Annotated in this window: 18 protein-coding genes; 8 read left to right on the forward strand and 10 right to left on the reverse strand. The window is 64.4% G+C overall.

Annotation, left to right across the window (positions count from 1 at the left end; translation table 11 throughout):
- Positions 1 to 28: 28 nt before the first annotated feature.
- Positions 29 to 1,447 carry an aminotransferase gene (locus DPM33_RS28755; protein ID WP_112100783.1) on the reverse strand — a complete coding sequence of 473 codons (1,419 nt, stop codon included), beginning with the start codon at positions 1,445 to 1,447 and terminating at the stop codon, positions 29 to 31.
- 111 nt (positions 1,448 to 1,558) lie between these two features.
- Here DPM33_RS28755 and DPM33_RS36425 point away from each other — a divergent pair, with 111 nt between their 5' ends.
- Genes DPM33_RS36425 through DPM33_RS28770 form a run of 4 tightly spaced genes read left to right on the forward strand, consistent with a single transcriptional unit; the run spans position 1,559 to position 4,584 of the window.
- Positions 1,559 to 1,741, forward strand: a complete 183-nt coding sequence (locus DPM33_RS36425) for a hypothetical protein (protein ID WP_167449261.1) — start codon at positions 1,559 to 1,561, stop codon at positions 1,739 to 1,741.
- Entirely contained in the window at positions 1,738 to 2,655 is a 918-nt protein-coding gene (locus tag DPM33_RS28760; RefSeq protein WP_112100784.1) for an ABC transporter permease, read from the forward strand. Before DPM33_RS36425 ends, DPM33_RS28760 begins: the two co-directional genes overlap by 4 nt.
- Positions 2,652 to 3,473: an ABC transporter permease gene (locus DPM33_RS28765; RefSeq protein ID WP_112100785.1), complete on the forward strand. Its 822-nt coding sequence runs from the start codon at positions 2,652 to 2,654 to the stop codon at positions 3,471 to 3,473. Before DPM33_RS28760 ends, DPM33_RS28765 begins: the two co-directional genes overlap by 4 nt.
- Positions 3,474 to 3,510: 37 nt before the next feature.
- The gene (locus DPM33_RS28770) at positions 3,511 to 4,584 is read left to right on the forward strand and encodes an ABC transporter ATP-binding protein (protein ID WP_112100879.1); all 1,074 of its coding nucleotides are present in this window, start codon (positions 3,511 to 3,513) and stop codon (positions 4,582 to 4,584) included.
- Here DPM33_RS28770 and DPM33_RS28775 read toward each other — a convergent pair.
- The 5 genes from DPM33_RS28775 to DPM33_RS28795 form a co-directional block, all read right to left on the reverse strand.
- Complete coding sequence (locus tag DPM33_RS28775; protein WP_112100786.1) at positions 4,548 to 5,846, reverse strand: flavin monoamine oxidase family protein; 1,299 nt, start codon at positions 5,844 to 5,846, stop codon at positions 4,548 to 4,550. The two genes, DPM33_RS28770 and DPM33_RS28775, sit on opposite strands and share 37 nt — an antisense overlap.
- Positions 5,843 to 6,922 (reverse strand): extracellular solute-binding protein, encoded by a 1,080-nt coding sequence (locus DPM33_RS28780; RefSeq protein WP_112100787.1) that lies wholly within the window; start codon positions 6,920 to 6,922, stop codon positions 5,843 to 5,845. Before DPM33_RS28780 ends, DPM33_RS28775 begins: the two co-directional genes overlap by 4 nt.
- Positions 6,923 to 7,037: 115 nt before the next feature.
- Entirely contained in the window at positions 7,038 to 8,120 is a 1,083-nt protein-coding gene (locus DPM33_RS28785) for an ABC transporter substrate-binding protein (RefSeq protein ID WP_112100788.1), read from the reverse strand.
- Between the two features lie 57 nt (positions 8,121 to 8,177).
- A complete protein-coding gene (gene betI, locus DPM33_RS28790) occupies positions 8,178 to 8,864 on the reverse strand; it encodes a transcriptional regulator BetI (RefSeq protein ID WP_112100789.1) in 687 nt (228 codons plus the stop codon).
- Positions 8,865 to 9,032: 168 nt separating this feature from the next.
- Positions 9,033 to 9,665, reverse strand: coding sequence for a class I SAM-dependent methyltransferase (locus tag DPM33_RS28795; RefSeq protein ID WP_245442447.1), 633 nt, complete (start codon positions 9,663 to 9,665; stop codon positions 9,033 to 9,035).
- Positions 9,666 to 9,922: 257 nt separating this feature from the next.
- Here DPM33_RS28795 and DPM33_RS28800 point away from each other — a divergent pair, with 257 nt between their 5' ends.
- The 4 genes from DPM33_RS28800 (at position 9,923) to DPM33_RS28820 (ending at position 14,809) form a co-directional block, all read left to right on the forward strand.
- The gene (locus DPM33_RS28800) at positions 9,923 to 11,542 is read left to right on the forward strand and encodes a phytoene desaturase family protein (protein ID WP_112100790.1); all 1,620 of its coding nucleotides are present in this window, start codon (positions 9,923 to 9,925) and stop codon (positions 11,540 to 11,542) included.
- A complete protein-coding gene (locus tag DPM33_RS28805; RefSeq protein ID WP_112100791.1) occupies positions 11,529 to 13,103 on the forward strand; it encodes a phytoene desaturase family protein in 1,575 nt (524 codons plus the stop codon). The genes DPM33_RS28800 and DPM33_RS28805 overlap by 14 nt, the downstream gene beginning before the upstream one ends.
- 211 nt (positions 13,104 to 13,314) lie before the next feature.
- Positions 13,315 to 14,544, forward strand: a complete 1,230-nt coding sequence (locus tag DPM33_RS28815; RefSeq protein WP_112100792.1) for an aminomethyl transferase family protein — start codon at positions 13,315 to 13,317, stop codon at positions 14,542 to 14,544.
- A gap of 1 nt (position 14,545) precedes the next feature.
- Positions 14,546 to 14,809 (forward strand): hypothetical protein, encoded by a 264-nt coding sequence (locus DPM33_RS28820; protein ID WP_112100793.1) that lies wholly within the window; start codon positions 14,546 to 14,548, stop codon positions 14,807 to 14,809.
- Positions 14,810 to 14,816: 7 nt separating this feature from the next.
- Here DPM33_RS28820 and DPM33_RS28825 read toward each other — a convergent pair whose 3' ends face one another.
- The 4 genes from DPM33_RS28825 to DPM33_RS28840 all read right to left on the reverse strand — a co-directional run bounded on the left by DPM33_RS28825 (position 14,817) and on the right by DPM33_RS28840 (position 17,999).
- Entirely contained in the window at positions 14,817 to 15,875 is a 1,059-nt protein-coding gene (locus tag DPM33_RS28825) for a dipeptidase (protein ID WP_112100794.1), read from the reverse strand.
- 257 nt (positions 15,876 to 16,132) lie between these two features.
- Positions 16,133 to 16,432, reverse strand: coding sequence for a GNAT family N-acetyltransferase (locus DPM33_RS28830; protein WP_095767389.1), 300 nt, complete (start codon positions 16,430 to 16,432; stop codon positions 16,133 to 16,135).
- Between the two features lies 1 nt (position 16,433).
- Positions 16,434 to 17,063 (reverse strand): alpha/beta hydrolase, encoded by a 630-nt coding sequence (locus DPM33_RS28835; RefSeq protein WP_112100795.1) that lies wholly within the window; start codon positions 17,061 to 17,063, stop codon positions 16,434 to 16,436.
- Between the two features lie 3 nt (positions 17,064 to 17,066).
- Positions 17,067 to 17,999 carry a VOC family protein gene (locus DPM33_RS28840; RefSeq protein ID WP_112100796.1) on the reverse strand — a complete coding sequence of 311 codons (933 nt, stop codon included), beginning with the start codon at positions 17,997 to 17,999 and terminating at the stop codon, positions 17,067 to 17,069.
- Positions 18,000 to 18,048 lie beyond the last annotated feature (49 nt).

The raw sequence follows: 18,048 nt of genomic DNA on the forward strand, positions 1-18,048 counted from the left end.
CCCGTGAAACGGGGAGAAGGAAGAACCCTCACCCCCGCCAGACCCCTTCTTTCCTCAGATCATCCATCGTCCGCGAAATCCCCTCGCGCAGGATCGCCACCATGTCGTCGACCTGCTCGCGGCTGATGATCAGCGGCGGCGACATCACGCACATGTTGATCAGCGGCCGCACCAGAAGGCCGAGCTCGTGGCAATGCGCGTCGATGCGTTTTCCGACGTTCTTGTCGAGCTGCAGCGGGTCCTTGCTCTCGCGGTCGGCGACGCATTCGACGCAGCCCATCAGGCCGAGACCGCGCACCTCGCCGACCAGCGGCAGCTCTTCCAGCGTCTTCAGCTGCGCCTGGAAATAGGGCGCGATATCGCGGGTGTGCTGAAGCACGCCCTCTTCCAGCAGATCGAGATTCTTCAGCGCCACCGCGCAGCCGATCGGATGGCTGGTGTAGGTGAGGCCATGGCCGAACAGCGCGTCGGGATGGTTGGAGCGGCGCAGCTGTTCCAGCAGCCGCTCCGAGATGACGACGCCGCCAAGCGGGAAATAGCCTGAGGTGACGCCCTTAGCGAAGGTGATCATGTCGGGGTCGATGCCGAACACGTCGCCGGAAGCAAAGACGTGGCCGAGCCGTCCGAAGCCGGTCACCACCTCGTCCGAGACATAGAGGATGTCGTTGTCGCGGCAGATCTCGCGGATGCGCTTCAGATAGCCGTCCGGCGGCACGATGACGCCGCCCGAGGCTTGCACCGGCTCGCCGACAAAGGCGCCGATTCGGTCGGCGCCGACGCGCACGATCGTGTCGCGGAACTGGTCGACCAGGAAATCGGTGAAGGCGGCAACGCTCATATCCTTCGGCCGGCGGAACGGATCGGGCGAGGAAAGCTTGATCACCAGATCGCCGGCGCCATCCATCCAGTCGTGATCGCGCGGGCGACCGTTCAGCGAGGCCGACAGATAGGTCGAGCCGTGATAGGCGCCGCCGCGGCTGAGAATCAGCTTCTTCTCCGGCCGTCCGCGCACATTGTTGTAGAACTGCATGAAGCGCAGCGCCGTCTCCACCGCCGACGAGCCGCCGGTGGTGAAGAAGGTGTGGCTGAGGTCGCCGGGAGCGGCATCTGCGATGCGACGTGCAAGCTCGGCTGACGGCGCATTCATCGTGTACCAGGGCGTGTTGTAGGAGAGTGCCATCGCCTGGTCGTACATGACCCTGGCCAGCTCCTCGCGGCGATGCCCGACATTGATGCACCACATGCCGGCCGGACCGTCGATCAGCCGCTTGCCGGAGGCGTCGGTGATGTAGATGCCGTCGCCCTCGCCGATCAGCGTACGAGCCTCGTCGCCGACCGAGCCGGCATAGGGCCAGGGCTGGACGAGATGGCGCTTGGCGAGCTCGACCGCATCGTCATCGCCAGGCTCGATGAGTTCGCTTGCCTTGATCTTGCTTTGAGCCGCCATCTTCGCCTCACATCATCGGGTTGCAGAAATTTTGTCGCACATCAAACGACGCGGAAAACCATGGAATTTCGTGCTTTCATCACTTCATTTTGAATGTCCGTTCAATCAATATTGCAGAAATATCGCTTGATTTCAATCGGCGGATACGCTCATGATGAAAGAAAGCCGGCAAGCCACGGAGCCATCGCGTTCCAGCAAAAATCGGGAACAGGCGGCCGGCGTCACCAATGGGAAGGCCGCATGGCGGGACAGTTCGAGCCAGCTACTGAAATTGCGCCCGGAGCGTTGCAATGACGGCGGCTGCGGAAGGGTCGCCCCCGCTGCGCGTGGCGGGAATGAGACGAAGTCCCCTTCTGCAATCGGAAGCCGTCCAGGGCTTTGCCTTGATCAGCCCGACCTTCGTCTACGCCCTTATTCTCCTCGTCCTGCCGATCCTGGTCGTCATTGCGCATTCCTTCTGGACGCAGAACTATCTCACCATCGACCATACATTCACGCTGGAGAATTACCGGATCGCGCTGACCGAGCCGATCTACCGCGACCTGCTCTGGCGCTCGCTCTACATCTCGCTGACGGTCAGCCTGCTGACCGTGGTGCTCGCCTACCCGATCGCTTATTTCATTTCCTTCCACGGCGGCCGCCACAAGAGCCTGTGGCTGTTCCTCATCACCATCCCGTTCTGGACCAGCTACCTGCTGCGCGTGATGTCGTGGAAAGTGATCCTCGGCTACAATGGCGTGCTCAATTCCGGGCTGATGGGGCTGGGCATCATCGACGAGCCGTCGACGGCGCTGCTGTATAATTCGAGCGCCGTCATCATCACGCTCACCCACGCCTGGGCGACCTTCGCCATCCTGCCGATCTTCGTGTCGCTCGAAAAGGTCGACCGCACGCTGGTCGAGGCGGCGACCGATCTCGGCGACGGGCCGCTGCGCTCCTTCCTGCGCGTGACCTTGCCGCTGTCGGTGCCGGGCGTCATCTCGGCGGCGCTGATCGTCATGATCCCGACCGTCGGCGACTATGTCACGCCCAAGCTCGTCGGCGGCAAGGACGGCGTCATGATCGCCAATGCCATCCAGGCGCAGTTCGGCAAGGCGTCGAACTGGCCGCTGGGCGCGGCACTCTCGGTCACCACCATGGTCATCGTCTCGTTGATGGCCGGCGCCACGGTGCTGATCATCCGGGCTCTCCAGAGGCTGGCGCGATGACGGCGATCAGACGTTTCCTGCCCAGCTGGCTGTCGAGCTATGCCGGCCTCTACATCCTCTTCCTCTATCTGCCGGTGATCTTCCTGCCGATCTTTTCGATCAACACGGCGGCGACCCCAAAGTTCCCGCTCTCCGGCGTCACGCTGCACTGGTACGAGGACCTGCCGAAAACGCCGGCGCTGATCGACGCCACCTGGAACAGCCTGATCGTCGGCGTCTCCGCCTCGATCCTGTCGACGGTGCTCGGCATCCTGGCCGCCCGTTCGATCACCCGCTACCGCTATCCCGGCCGGCGCACCATCAACGGCCTGATCATGGCGCCGCTGGTGCTGCCGGAAGTGATCGTCGCCATCTCGATGCTGCTGGTCATGCTGCAGCTGGGCCTCAGCCTGTCGCTGTTCACCGTCGTGCTCGGCCATGTGCTGGTCTGCATCCCCTATTCGATGACGGTGCTGACCTCCGGCTTCGAAGGTTTCGACCGCAGCCTCGAGGAGGCATCCGCCGATCTCGGCGAGAGCGCCTTCGGCACCTTCCGGCGCGTGACGCTGCCGATGGTCGCGCCGGCAATCATCTCCAGCCTGCTGGTCTGCTTCACCATCTCGCTGGACGAGTTCATCATCGCCTTCTTCCTCACCGGCACCGAGGCGACGCTGCCGATCTACATCTGGGGCCAGCTGCGTTTCGCGGCCAAGCTCCCAGGCGTGCTGGCGCTTGGCACCTTGCTGCTTTTTGCGTCCTTCGTGCTGATGACGATTGCCGAAATCCTGCGCCGCCGCGCGGCGAGACGCACCCAGAATGAGGGAGGCCTCTATGCTTGAGCGGGTCCAGTCCGAGCGCACACAGTCGGATCGCACGATGATCGATATCCGCGACGTTACGCGCAGCTATGGGTCGTTCAAGGCGCTGGACAATGCCTCGCTCGCGATCCGGGAGGGCGAGTTCTTCTCGCTGCTCGGTCCCTCCGGCTGCGGCAAGACGACATTGCTGCGCATGATCGCCGGTTTCGATACGCCGACGAGCGGCTCAATCGCCGTCGACGGCCAGCCGATGGACGGCATCCCCGCCAACCGCCGGCCAACCAACATGGTGTTCCAGAGCTACGCGATCTTCCCGCATCTCGATGTCGAGCAGAATGTCGCCTATGGCCTGAAGCGCCTCAAGCTCGGGGCCGGCGAGGAAAAGCGCCGTGTCGAGGAAGCGCTGGCGCAGGTGTCGCTCACCGGCCTCGGCAAGCGCCGCGCCACCGAACTCTCCGGCGGTCAGCGCCAGCGCGTCGCGCTCGCCCGCGCGCTGGTCATGCGGCCCAAGGTGCTGCTGCTCGACGAGCCGCTCTCGGCGCTGGACAAGAAGCTGCGCGAGCAGATGCAGGTCGAATTGCGCCGGTTGCAACAGGCGGTCGGTATCACCTTCGTGCTGGTCACCCACGACCAGTACGAGGCCTTGGCGATGTCGGACCGCATCGCGGTGATGTTCGGCGGCCGTATCGCCCAGGTCGCCTCGCCGAAGGAGATCTACCAGCGCCCGATCAACCGCCAGGTCGCAGACTTCCTTGGCGGCATGAACTTCGTCAAGGCCGAGATCGTCGAGGAGAACGGCGCTTCGCTGGTGCTCGACACGCTCGGTTTCGGCCGTGTGAAGACCGACAAGCCGAAGGCCTTCGTGCGCAATGGCGGCAATGCGACACTGGGCATCCGCCCGGAACGGCTGCGCGTCCTATGGGACAATGCGGCGGCGAAATTCGAAGTCGCCGGCAAAGTCGTCGAGCGCCACTATTTCGGCGAGATCACGCACCTGATCGTCGAGATACCAGGGCTGGAAAAGCCGCTCTCGGTGACCGAGACCAACGATTTCGGCGCCGACGACATCCCGGTCGGCACCTCGATCCGTCTCGGCTACGACCCTGAGGCGCTGGTGGCGATGGCCGACTGAATTTTGCCGGCCGCAATGCGGCCAGCGACGATCGCGCCCTCGACGTAGCCGGGGAAAGACGGCGAGACTTCCGAAGCGGCGATATACACGGGCGGCGCGCCGGCGAGGATGGTGCGCTCGGCATCGCGCGCGGTTACATCGACGATGAGGTCGCTATAGGCGCCGCCGCTCCAGCGGTCATGCGTCCAGTCACGCGCGCTGAAATCGAGAATGTCGGCGGCTTGTGGGCCAAGCGCCTCCACGAGCCGCGCAGTGACCTCCGCGCGCAATGCCGTCTCATCGAGCGGATGCCAGCGCAGAGCCAGAGGCCCGCCGACAAAGACGATCAGAGCGGCATGGTCGGCATCTGTGCTGGCGTCGCAGGCGAACAGCCCCGCCTGGTCGCGCCACATGACCATGCCGCACAGGTCCCGCTCGCGCCAGAACGGGCTGGCATACCGCACCAGGATCTTGATCACCGAGCCGCTTTCCCAGACGCTTAGCGCCTTTGCAAGCTCGGCAGGCAAGGCAGGCGCGAAGTCGAGTTTCGCGGCCGTCGCCGGCGGCAGGGCAAGCAGCGCCGAGCGCGCTTCGATGACGCCGCGGGCCGAGATCACGCGAACGCCTCGCGGCCCACGCTCGATCCGCGTCGCGGCTTCGCCGAGCCGGAGCCGGCCGGCGAGATCGCCGGCCAGATCGTCGGCCAGCGACTGCATGGTCTCGCGCAGAAAATACTGCAGCTCGAACACCTCATTGGTGATGCGACGGTCGTTGTCGATCAGGTACCAAAGCGGCACCTTGTCCAGCGCCAGGCACCACAGCCCCTCGATCATCGACCGGAACGCGGCCTTGGCGTCGGCCGTATCCTTCTGGCGCTCGAGCCATGTCGCCACGGTCAGCCCGGCGATCGAGGCATCGTCCGGCTCGATCCTGTTCATGCGCTCACGGATCGCCATCGCGACCTGATAGGTCCGCTCGGCTTCCTCTGCCGACATCCACGGATGGGTGATGAACTCGCCTTCGATATAGGTCTCGACGAAGGTCTTGCCGCGCGCCTTGGCCAGCGCCATCAACTCAGGCATGTCCTGGCACAGGAATTGGCCGCCGCTGTCGATGAGTTCGCCAAGTCCGTTTGGCCTGGCTTCCGCCCGCCCGCCGACGCGGTCGCGCGCTTCCAGCACAAGGAAATCGATGCCGGCGCGCTTCAACTCAAGCGCCGCCGACAGGCCGGTGAATCCGGCGCCGACGATGACGACATCGGTTCTCTCAATGGTGCTGCTCAATAGCCGGCCTTGATCTTCTCGAACTCGGCGACCATGCGCTGCTTCAGGTCCGGCGCTATCGGCTGCTGGAACAGCGTCTTGTCGAGGAACTTGTCGAGATTGTCGAAGCCGCGTTCGGTCAGCAGCTTCTGGTCCATCGCCGCCATGCCCGCGCTGTTGCCGTGACCGTAGCCGAAGGTCTTCACCATATACTCCGAAACGTCCGGCGCGTTGACGGCGCTCAGGAAATCATAGGCCTGGTCGAGCTTGCCCGGCGCATCCTTGAGCAGCACATAGCCGCACACCCAGGTCGAGATGCCTTCCTTGGTGTCGCGGTTCATGGCGATCGGCATGCCCTGGCCCTTCAACGTCACATAGGTCTCGTTCCAGCCCCAGACCAGGTCGACTTCGTTGCCCGTGAAGGCCTGGTTGAGGTCGGTATCGTCGGTCCAGTAGAAGCGGACGTTCTTATGCACGCCGCGCAGGAAGGCGGACGCCTGCTTGAACTGCTCGTCCGTCATCTTGGTCCAGTCCTTCAGGCCGATGACCAGGCTCGCCAGCGCATAGGCGTCGTCGACATTGTCGCCGATGGTGACGCGGCCCTTGAATTTGGGATCGGCGAAGATCTTCAGCGACTGCGCCTCGTCCTTGGTGACCTTGTCGGTACGGTAGAGCAGCGAGGTGTTGCCCCAGTCGAACGGCATGAACCACGCCTTGCCGTCGGATGTCGTCGCCAGATCCTTCATCGCCATGATGCCTGGGTTGAGATCCTTCCAGCCGGCGATCTTGGAGGTATCGAGCGGCTGCAGCAGGCCGGCCTCGCGCCACTTCACCACGCTCTGCGAACAGGGATGCGCGACGTCGGCCTTGAAGCCGGCGCGCATCTTTTCGAAGGCCTCGTCCTCGTCGCCGAAGAAAGAGAAGGTCGGCTCGGCGCCGTATTTGGCGGTATAGGCCGGATGCAGCAGCGGATCCTCGTAGCCCGACCAGTCGAAGACGACGAGGTCGCCGCCGCCACCTTCGGCAAGCGCATAGGCAACACCCGCGCCGACGGTGACGACGGCGGCCAAGGCAAGGCGGCGAAGCATGGATGTCATGGCGCGAAAACTCCCCCATCGCGGACGCATGAGGGGAGGTTAGGAGAATTGCGAGGCTTTGACGAGCCCGCCCGTTCCGCTTTGATGCGGAGCAGGCGAGACCCCAAGACAGAGCTCAATAGCCGGCTTTGATCTTCTCGAACTCGGCGATCATCTTCAGCTTGAGCTCGGAGGGCAACGGCTGCTGGAACAGCGTCTTGTCGACGAATTTGCCGACATCGTCGTAGCCCTTTTCCTTCAGGATCGCCGGGTCGACACCGGCCATGCCCTTGGCGTTGGCCTGTCCGTAACCCCAATCCTTGACCAGCACCTTCGCGACTTCCGGATCGTTGACGGCGTTGAGATAGTCATAGGCCTTGTCGATGTTGCCTGGCGCGTCCTTGAACAGCACATAGCCGCACACCCAGGTCGAGATGCCCTCGTCGGTGTCCTTCTTCGACTTGATCGGCACGCCGGCCTTCACCGACTGTACCGTCGCATCGTTCCAGGCCCAGGCAAGATCGACCTCGCCGCCGGAGAGCAACTGCACGATGTCGGTGGTGTCGGTCCAGTAGGAGCGGACGTTCTTGTGCACTTGGCGCAGGAAGTCGGACGCCTGCTTGAACTGGTCGTCGGTCATCTTGGTCCAGTCCTTGAGCCCGATGGCGAGGCTGGCCAGCGCATAGGCGTCGTCGACATTGTCGCCGATCGAGACCCTTCCCTTGTACTTCGGATCGGCGAACACCTTCAGCGACTGCACGTCCTTCTCAGCGATCTTGTCGGAGTTGTAGGTCAGCTGGGTATCGCCCCAGTCCCACGGCATGAACCAGGCCTTGCCGTCGGAAGTGGTGGCGAGATCCTTCATCGCCATGATGCCGGGATTGAGGTCCTTCCAGCCGGCGATCTTCGAGGTGTCGAGCGGCTGCAGCAGGCCCGCCTCGCGCCACTTCACCACGCTCTGCGAGCAGGGATGGCCGAGATCGGATTTGAAGCCGGAGCGCACCTTCTCGAACGCCTCGTCCTCGTCGCCGAAGAAGGCGAAGGTCGGCGAGTCGCCGTTCTTCTCGACATATTTGCCGTGGAAGCTCGGATCCTCGTAGCCGGACCAGTCGAACACGATCAGGTCCTTGTCGGCGGCGACGGCGAACGCCGCCGCCGAAGCCGCGAGCGCGCCGCCAAGCGCTAATGTCAAAGTCAGGCGTCGGCTAAGTTTTCTCATGTTGTTCCATCCTCTTTTGGTTTTTTGATTCATACCGGTCTTGCTGGCCGGCTGTTGCTACCCGTAGTGCTTCGGAAAAGCGGCGGCCAAAAATGCGTTGGCCGCCTGCAAGGCTGTCTCGCGCGTGGTGTCCTCCGTCCCCATCATCAGCCGCAGCCAAAGGCCCTCGAGCATCGCCGACAGCGCCAGCGCTATGACCTGCGGTTCGTAGCTGTAGCCACCACTTGCCTTGAGCGTCGCGCAGAGATCGATGAAGACCTGCTGGTAATAGGCGTCGCGCGAACTGCTCAGCGCCTGATAGGTCGGCCGCGATTTGGCTTCGCCCCAGAAGGCAAGCCAGGCGGCGAGCTTGCGCTTGTTGCAGATCGAGCGGTCGAAATCGGCCCAGACCAGTTGCTGCAGCTGCCTTGCCGGATCGTCGCCGGCCTTCTGCAGGGATGTGCGCCAATGCGCCGAATACTCGTCATACATATGCTGCAGCGTGGCGATGAGCAGCTTTTCCTTGCTCTCGAAATGGAAGTTGACGATGCCGCGCGACAGGCCGGCGCCGTCGGCCACATCCGCCATCGTCGTTTCGGCATAGCCGCGCTTGGCCAGTGAATCGATCGTCGCCTCGATCAGCTGCAGTTGCCTGACCTCTTTCGAAGCCTTGCGGCCGCGCTTTTCGGCCTCGCCCTTTTGCGCCGTTTCGGAGAGAGCATCGCTCGCCGCTGCAGTCTTCATGGGTGTGACGGTCTCCAGCATTGCCGGCTATCCGACCGGCTTCCAACCGCGCAGATGAGTGGGGCGGTGCTCGCCACTGTCAAGCACCTTCTGCATTGCCTCCCAGGTCTTGATGTTCTTGTCGACATAGGCCGCGCCGACCGCCGCCGCGGCCCGGGCGTAGAGCGGTCCTTTCAGCCGGGCGAGTTCCTACCGCGCCACCTCGCGATACCATGGATTGCGGTCGCGGACGGTGATGTCGGTGAAGCCGGCGCGCCGCATCGCCTCGGCGTAGCGCGCCGGCGAGGCCATGGCGAAGGAGAGCCCTTCGGCCGCGACATAGGCCTTCATCTGAGGCGACGGCTCGCCGTCATGCCCGATCATCCAGTTCGATGCCGCGAACACCCCGCCGGGTCTGAGCACGCGAAAGATCTCGGAAAACAGCGCGTCCTTGTCCGGCACATGCAGCAGCGCGTCCTTGGAGAAGACGACGTCGAAGGAAGCGTCGGTGAAAGGCAGCGGCCCGGGCGGCGCCTGGACGAAGCTGACGCGGCGCTCGAGGCCTTGCCTGGCCGCCCCTCGCCTCGCCGTTTCGATCACCGGCTTCTCGACATCGAAGCCGGTGGCATGAGCAGCGCCGTGCCTCGCGACCAGATGAAGCGTGATGCCGCCGGCGCCGCAGCCGATATCGAGGATCGTCTTGCCCTTGAGCGAGAGGCCTTCGACCACGCGGTCGACCTCGTCCGGACCGCCCGGCGACAGGTAGCCCTCGCCCCACAGCGCTTCGAGGAAGCGAATGGCCGTGTCGTCATACTCCGGCTCGGTGTCAGCCGTCTCGATCATCGGATCTTCAACCCCAAGTGCCGATGTGGATCAGTCCCCAGAAATCAAGGCAAAGCCTAGCGCATCAACGGGAAAACGCAACACCATTTGTTGAACATTCATTCAATATGGCTGGACAAAAAACCGTGATCCGTGCCAAATTCGAGAAATCGGGGAACAGACAGCACCGAGCAATCCCGGGAAAAGTGTGAAGCGGGTTTCCAGCCGGAATTGCATAAAAACAAGAAGTTAGGGCGGCGGATGGAGGTTGAGCGCAGATGAAGGCATGGGACGCGATCGTGATCGGCGGCGGCCATAACGGGCTGGTCAACGCCTGTTACCTGCAGCGCGCCGGGCTGGATGTGCTGGTGGTCGAGAAGAACGACTGGGTCGGCGGCGCGGCCACCAGCCGCGAGCTGACGCCGGGCTTCCTCTACTCGAATTGCTCCTATGTCTGCTCGCTGTTCCGGCCCGAGATCATGCGCGATCTGGAGCTGCCGCGCTTCGGCCTGCAGGTGATCTCCTATGAAGGCGGCGCGGTGTTCACGCGCGACGGCGACTACCTCGCCAACTATCGCGATCATGATGCGCACCGCCGCGAGTTTGCGCGCTTTTCAAAGCGCGACGCCGAGGCCTATGACCGCTATTCGCGCGATGTCACCAGGCAGTGCCGCTTCATCCAGCCGCTCTTGATGCGCACCGCGCCCGACCCGACCAGCTTCAGGCCGCGCGACCTCGGCGAACTGCTCTATCTCGGCAAGAAGTTCGCCGGTCTCACCGCCGAGGAGATGGTACTGACCCTGCGCTTCTGGACGATGTCGATCTCGGATTTCCTCGACGAGTATTTCGAGACCGACGTCATCAAGGCGAACTTCGCGATCTCCGGCATCATCGGCACCGCGCTCGGCCCGATGTCGCCCGGGACGGCTTATGTGCTCCTCCACCACTATATGGGCGAGGTCGACGGTTCCGTCGGCGCCTGGGGCTATGCGCGCGGCGGCATGGGCTCCGTGACCAAGGCGCTGGCCGCATCCTTCAAGGCCTCGGGCGGCACCATCCGCACCGGCTCCGAGGTCGACCATGTGCTGATCAAAAGCGGCAAGGCCAAGGGTGTCGTGCTCGCCGGCGGCGAGGAGATCTTCGGCAAGCTCGTCATCTCCAACGCCGACGTGAAGCGAACCTTCCTGAAGCTTGTCGAGGAGAAGGAACTGCCCGACATTTTCCTGCGCCGCGTCCGCAATTTCAAAATCCGCGGCTCGTCCGGCAAGGTCAACATCGCGCTGGATTCGCTGCCCGAATTCCCGGCTCTGCCCAAGGATTCGCCGGTCTATCGCGCCGACATGCACTTCACCGATTCCATCGAGCGCATGGAGCGCGCCTATGACGACTGGAAGGCCGGACGCTGGTCGGCCGATCCCTTCCTCGACATGATGATCCCGACCACGCTCGATCCGACCATGGCGCCGCCGGGCAAGCATTTCATGAGCTGCTTCGTGCAATACGCGCCGCCCAAGATCGACGGACGCGAGTGGACCGCTGCCGACCGCGACGGCTTCGCCGAAAGCGTGATTTCCCAGATCGCCGATTACTCGCCCGGCTTCCGCGACCGCATCGTCCATATGGAAGTGCGCACGCCGCGCGAGATCGAGGCCGAGGTCGGCCTCACCGAGGGCAACATTTTCCAGGGCGAGCTCACCTTCGACCAGCTGCTCTTCAACCGCCCGGTGCCGGGCTACGCGCAATATCGCTCGCCGGTCGGCGGGCTCTATATGTGCGGCTCCTCCACTCATCCCGGCGGCGGCGTCATGGGCGCGCCCGGACGCAACGCCGCCGCCGAGATCCTGCGCGATCTCGCCAAGCCAACCCTGCATATGAGCCCCGCCCATGACGTCATCTGATTTGAACTGGGATGCCATCGTCATCGGCGGCGGCCATAACGGCCTCGTCGCGGCCGCCACGCTGGCGAGGTCCGGCCGCAAGGTGCTGTTGCTCGAGGCCGGCAACGAAATCGGCGGCGCGGCGCGCACCGAGGAGTTCGCGCCGGGCTTTCGCGTCTCGGCGGTCGCCCATCTGCTCAACCGCCTGCATCCCGATGTGATGAAGACGCTGGAGCTGGAGCGCCATGGCCTCAAGGTCGAGCGCGGCGATTTCGTGCCCTCGGTCGCGCTGTCGAAGGATGGTCCGCTGGTGCTGCACGGCGCCTATGGCGAGGTGCTGACCGGCGCCAGCCCGTCGGAGCAGTCGGCTTGGAAGGAACTGCGCGCGCAGCTGCTGCGCTATGCCGGCATCCTGAAACCCTTTCTGTCGCGCCGGCCGCCCGATCTCGGCGGCATGTCGCTCGCCGAAATGACCGGGCTTGGCCAGACCGCGCTGGCGCTGAAGAAGCTCGGCAAGGAAGACATGCGTGATTTCCTGCGCCTGCTTCTGATGAACGTCTATGACCTGCTCGACGAGCAGCTCTCGGACGACAGGCTGAAGGGCCTGCTCGCCTTCGATGCGACCTTGGGCAGTCACCTCGGGCCGCGCTCGCCGACCTCGCTGCTCGGGCTGTATTATAGGCTGGCCGGCGAGATCGGTGGCCTCGCCGGGGCGCAGATACAGCCGAAAGGTGGCATGGGCGCCGTCGTCGACGCCATCCGCTCCGCTGCGGAGAAGGCTGGCGTTATGATCCGCCCGGTCTCGCCGGTCGCCAAGGTGATCGTCGAAAAGGGCCACGCCGTCGGCGTCGTCACGCAGAAAGGCGAGACGCTGCGCGCCAGGACCGTCGTTTCCGCCATCAATCCGGCGACGACGATCCTCGACCTCGTCGGCCCGCGCGAGGTCGATACCGGCTTCCTGCGCAAGGTGAAGAATATCCGCATGAAGGGTGATGCGGCCAAGCTGCATCTGGCGCTCGACCGGCCGCCGCAATTCACAGGCGTCGATGCCGCCGGCCACAAGGGCCGCCTCGTCATCGCGCCCTCGCCCGATCATGTCGAGTGCGCCTTCAACCCGTCCAAATATGGTGAGTTCTCGCCCGAGCCGGTGATGGAGATCACGCTGCCCAGCCTTGCCGATCAATCGCTCGCGCCGTCCGGCGCCTGCGTGCTCTCGGCCGTGGTGCAATACGCGCCCTACGCGCTGAAACAGGGCTGGACCGCCGGCAAGCCGCACTTCCTCAAGGCGATCATGGCGCAGCTTGAAGCCTATGCGCCAGGGATCGGCGCGACGGTGCGCCATGCCGAGTTGCTGACCCCGGCTGACATCGAGGCGCGCTACCGCATGCCCGGCGGCCACTGGCACCACGGCGAACTGCAGGCTGACCAGATGCTGATGTCGCGGCCGGTCTCCGGCTGGTCGGGCTACGACACGCCGCTCGAAGGCCTGTTCCTGGCCGGCGCCGGTTCGCATCCGGGCGGCGGCATCTCCGGCGCGCCCGGCCTCAACGCCGCGCGCCGCATCATCGCTATGAGGGCATGAGGATGATTTCGCTATTCACAAACGCAGCGCTCTACGGCGCCCCCCTCTGGCCTGCCGGCCATCTCCCCCACTTGGGGGGAGATCAGCTGTCCGCCCGCCCGGCTCACCTCTTGCAACGTTGGCGATTGGCGAAAGCTGGGACGACTGCCAATCTCCCCCCTTGTGGGGGAGATGTCCGGCAGGACAGAGGGGGGCGCGAAGGAACGCCGTCATGAATCGTCATGTGAAAATCAAGTCCGCGCGCAGCGCAGCGCAATCCCATTTCCGCACGCTGCGGCTCGGCACGCCGTTCCAGCCGCGCATTGACGCGCTGGGTCTGAAGCAGGATTGGTACAGCTGGGCCGGCTACCGCGCGCCGCATTCGTTGTGGGACGAGGAGCTCGAATATTTCGCCATCCGCAGCCAGGCGGCGCTGTTCGACATCTCGCCGATGACCAAGTACCGGATCGAAGGCCCGGACGCCGAGGCCTATCTCGACCGCGTCACGTTGCGCGATGTGACGAAGCTGAAACCAGGCCGCGTCCACTACACCGCCTGGTGCGACGACGAAGGTTTCGTGCTCGACGACGGCACGCTCTTCCGACTGTCGTCCACGCGCTTCCGGCTGTGCTCGCAGGAACGGCATCTGCCCTGGCTGCTCGACAGCGCCATCGGCTATGAGGTGAGCGTCGAGGAAGAGACCGAAGCGGTCGCCGGGCTGGCGCTGCAGGGCCCGACCTCCTTCGCCATCCTGCGCGACGCGGGCTTCGCCGGAGTCGAGCGGCTGAAGATCTTCGACCTCGCCGAGTTCGCGCATGATGGCGCCACCATCACCATCTCGCGCACCGGCTTCACCGGCGATCTCGGCTACGAACTGTTCGTGCCGGCCGACAAGGCGCTGAGCCTCTGGGACCGGCTGATGGCGGCGGGCGAGCTGCGCGGCATCCGCGCGATCGGCTACACGGCGCTGAACCGCGCCCGGCTGGAAGCCGGCCTCATCGTCGCCAATGCCGACTTCACCGCCTCCGAGCACGCCATCCGCGCCGACCGCCTGCGCATGCCCGACGAGATCGGCCTTGGTTTCATGGTCGATCCCGAGAAAGGGCACTTCAACGGCCGCCGCGCCATCCTCGAGGCCCGGGCCAGGAAAAAGCTGCACCATGTGCTGGTCGGGCTGGAGATCGAAGGCAACATCCCGGCCGAGCATGCCATCGTCTACTACCGCAAAAGCCACGAGGTTGGGCTGGTCAGTGCGGCGATGTGGTCGCCCATGGCCAAGCGCAACATCGCGCTTGCCTCCTTGCAGCGGCCCTATGGCGACACGATCGTCGACGACCTCTGGGTCGAGATTTACGCCATGCGCGAGCTGCAGTACCAGAAGCTGATGAAGAAGGCGAAGGTGGTGCCGCGTCCCTTCATCAAGCTCGACCGCCGCACAGCCAATCCCCCGGCGGATTTCTGAGATGCCGAGCGCAGCGGAAGATTCCGACACGGCGACGGAAGCCGCCGAGCAGTGGCAGTTGGTCAACACGCCGCTGGGCGATATGTGGTCCGGCCGCACCCGTTATGCAGCGGCGATGTTCTTCTTCAAGCGCGGCGAGATGAATGCCGAGACGCTGGAGGTCTACCGCATCTGTGCCCGGCTCGATGCGGAAAATCCCTTGCCGATCATCCGCGACCGCGGCGTCGGCAAGGAATGGCTGAAGCGCATCGGCTACGACCAGTAGGCGCGCTTCACCCTATGGTGCGCTCCAGCACGCTCAACCAGTTCCGGTAGGCGATCTTCTCGATCAGCGCGCGGCCAAAGCCACGCGCGGCTAGCGCGTCGATGAACTTGGGCAGGCCGGCGACGTCGCCGATGGGGGCCGGGATCATCGCGCCGTCGAAATCGGAACCCAGGCCGACGCCGTCCTCGCCCAGCGCCTGCAGTAGCGAATCGATGTGGCGCACCATGATGTCGATGCTGGTGTCGGCATTCATGCGGCCGTCTTCGCGCAGGAAGCCGGTGGCGAAGTTCAGGCCGACCATGCCGCCCGACTCGCGGATCGCGCCGAGCTGCCACTCGGTCAGATTGCGCGAATGGCCGCAGATCGCATGCACGTTGGAATGGGTGGCGACCAGCGGCGCATCGCTAAGATCGGCCACGTCGCGAAAACCCTTCTCGTTGAGATGCGAGAGGTCGATCATGATCCTGAGCTTGTTGCACGCCTTGACCAGCGCCTTGCCGGCATCGGTGAGACCTGGCCCGGTATCGGGCGATGACGGAAAGCGGAACGGCACGCCATTGCCGAAGGCGTTCGGCCGGCTCCAGACGATGCCCAGCGAACGCAGGCCGGCGGCGTGCAACACGTCGAGCATGGCAAGCTCGGGGTCGATTGCCTCGACGCCTTCGATGTGGAAAATCGCCGCGATCGAGCCCTTCGCCATGGCGGCGCGCACATCGCCGGCGCTGCGGCATATAGTCAGCGCGCCGGCGCGCTCCAGCCGGAACAGGATCGAGGCCATGCCGATGGTCGAGGTGATCGCCTCGGCCTGCGGCAGTTCCGGCGGCAGAGGCTCGTTGTCGCTCGGCGCCGGCGGCACGGCGCTGCGCTTCGACTTTTCGACCGGCGGCGGAAAGATCGCGAACATACCGCCGGCAAAGCCACCCTTTTTGGCGCGCGGCAGGTCGATATGGCCACCCGGCGTCCCCTCGATGAACAGCTTTTCGACGTCGGCTTCCTTCGACTGGTAGAGTCGAAGCAGCGTGTCGTTGTGTCCGTCGAAAACGGGGATCAGGTCGGTATCGGTCATCAGGGGAGCCATTCAAATCAGTGACGGGCGGGACGACAGGTTCGTCCGAGCGAACCGCCAACTTAGGCAAGATGGCCAAGCCGTGCAAATGCCAAGGCTGGGCCTCTTCCTTCTCCCCTTGCGGGAGAAGGTGGGTCGGCGCGCAGCGCCGAGACGGATGAGGGGTATTCCAGCGGATGAGCCGCTGGCTTTCCCTGGAACACCCCTCATCCGGCCGCTTTGCGGCCACCTTCTCCCACAGGGGAGAAGGAAAAACCTCACCGCTTCAGCACATCCGCCCATTCCGGGTGGCGGCGGAACTGGGCGTTGGCAAAGGGGCAGAGCGGGATGATCTTCTTGCCGGCGGCTCGCGCATCCTCGACCGCACGGGTCACCAGCCGAAGCCCGGCGCCCTGGCCGCGAAAGACATCCGGCACCTCGGTGTGATCGATGATGAGCTGGTGCTCGCCAATCTTGGTGAAGGTCATCTCGGCCTCGGCGCCGCCTGGTCCGCGCAGCACGTAGCGCCCCTTGGAGCCGCGATCCTCCAGCTCGATCTCTGGCAGTTGGTCAGCCATTTTACTTGCCTCCTTCGGCAGCCGGCGCCAGCGCGAAAAACCGCCGCGCCGCCTCGATTTCGTTCGGCTGAACCTCATGCCCGCCGTCGTGCCATTCCACTGTGACATCGGCACCGTCGGCGCGCAAATAGGCCTCGAGCCGCGACGTCAGATTGGGCTGGCAGATCGGATCGCGCTTGCCGGCGGTGATCAGGATGTGACGACCGGCAAGGCTGCCTTGCACTTCAGGCTCGAACGGGATCAGCGGATGCATAAGCGCCGCGGCGTCGAACAGGCCGGGCTCGGCGAACACCACCGAAGCCAGGACGTTGGCGCCGTTGGAATAGCCGAGGCCGAACACCGCCGAAGGCTTTGCCGCCTCGACATGTGCCTTGACGAAGCCCGCCATCTTCTCGGTGGCGCGCGCCAGGTCGTCCATATCGTAGACGCCCTCGCCGGTGCGACGGAAGAAGCGGGCAGCGCCATGCTCGGACACATCGCCCCGCGGCGAAATGATCGTCGCCGACGGCACAAGCTCACGGCCGAAGCCAAGAAGCTGGTTCTCGTCGGCGCCGGTGCCGTGGAAGACGAACAGCAGAGGGCTGCCCGGCGAACCGGGCAGCATTTTGTGGATGTAAGCGTCCTTGCTCATGGCTCAGTCTTCCAGCTTCTGCAGATGCTGTTCGAGATAGGGCCGCAGATGCTGATGCTGCGATGGCAGCTTCAGCGCCTCGCCCAGATGCGCGGTGTCCTCGTCACGGTCGAAACCCGGCTCGTTGGTCGACACCTCGAACAGCACGCCACCCGGCGTGCGGAAATAGATCGCCCAGAAATAATCGCGATCGATCACCGGCGTCACGCCATAGCCCGTGTCGACCAGCGCCTTGCGCACCTCCAACTGCTTCGCGCGATCCTCGACGGCGAAAGCGACGTGGTGCACCGAGCCGGCGCCGAGATTGGCAAAACCCGCGCCCGGCAGCGATTCGATGTCGACGACATCGGCGCCATTGCCGTTCTTGATCGCCAGCCGGCGAACATTGCCGGATTTGTCGACCTCCTCATAACCCATGAACTTCAACAGCTCTTCGGTGGCGCCGCCATCCTTCAGCCTGAGCGAGACCGAGTGAAAGCCGCGGATCGCCTCGTCGCCGGGGACCCCGCCCTTGACCCAGGGCGCCCTGCTGTCGGCCTTGTCCTCGACCAGCGCGAAGCTGTCGCCGTCGGGACCGGTGAAGGTGAGCCGCTTCTCGCCAAAAGCCTCAGTGCGGGCAACATTGCCGACGCCCTCGTCGGCAAAGCGCTTTTCCCAATAAGCGAGCGTGCCTTCCGGCACCGAAAACACCGTGGTACCGACTTCGCCGACGCCGTGCCGGCCCTTGGCGATATCGGGAAACGGGAAATAGGTCATCACTGAACCCGGCGTGCCGACCTCGTCCGCGTAGTAGAGATGGTAAACGTCCGGCGCGTCGAAATTGACCGTCTTCTTGACGCGGCGCAGGCCGAGCTTCTTCGTGAAGAACTCATTGTTGCGGCGCGCATCGCTCGCCATCGAGGTGACGTGATGCAGGCCCTTGATCTGATTGAGCATGATATTGCTCCTTCCTGTCCTTGGTGCGGCCCTCGCCGCTGTCCACGCC

The organism is Mesorhizobium hawassense (assembly GCF_003289945.1).
Classification (GTDB): domain Bacteria; phylum Pseudomonadota; class Alphaproteobacteria; order Rhizobiales; family Rhizobiaceae; genus Mesorhizobium; species Mesorhizobium hawassense.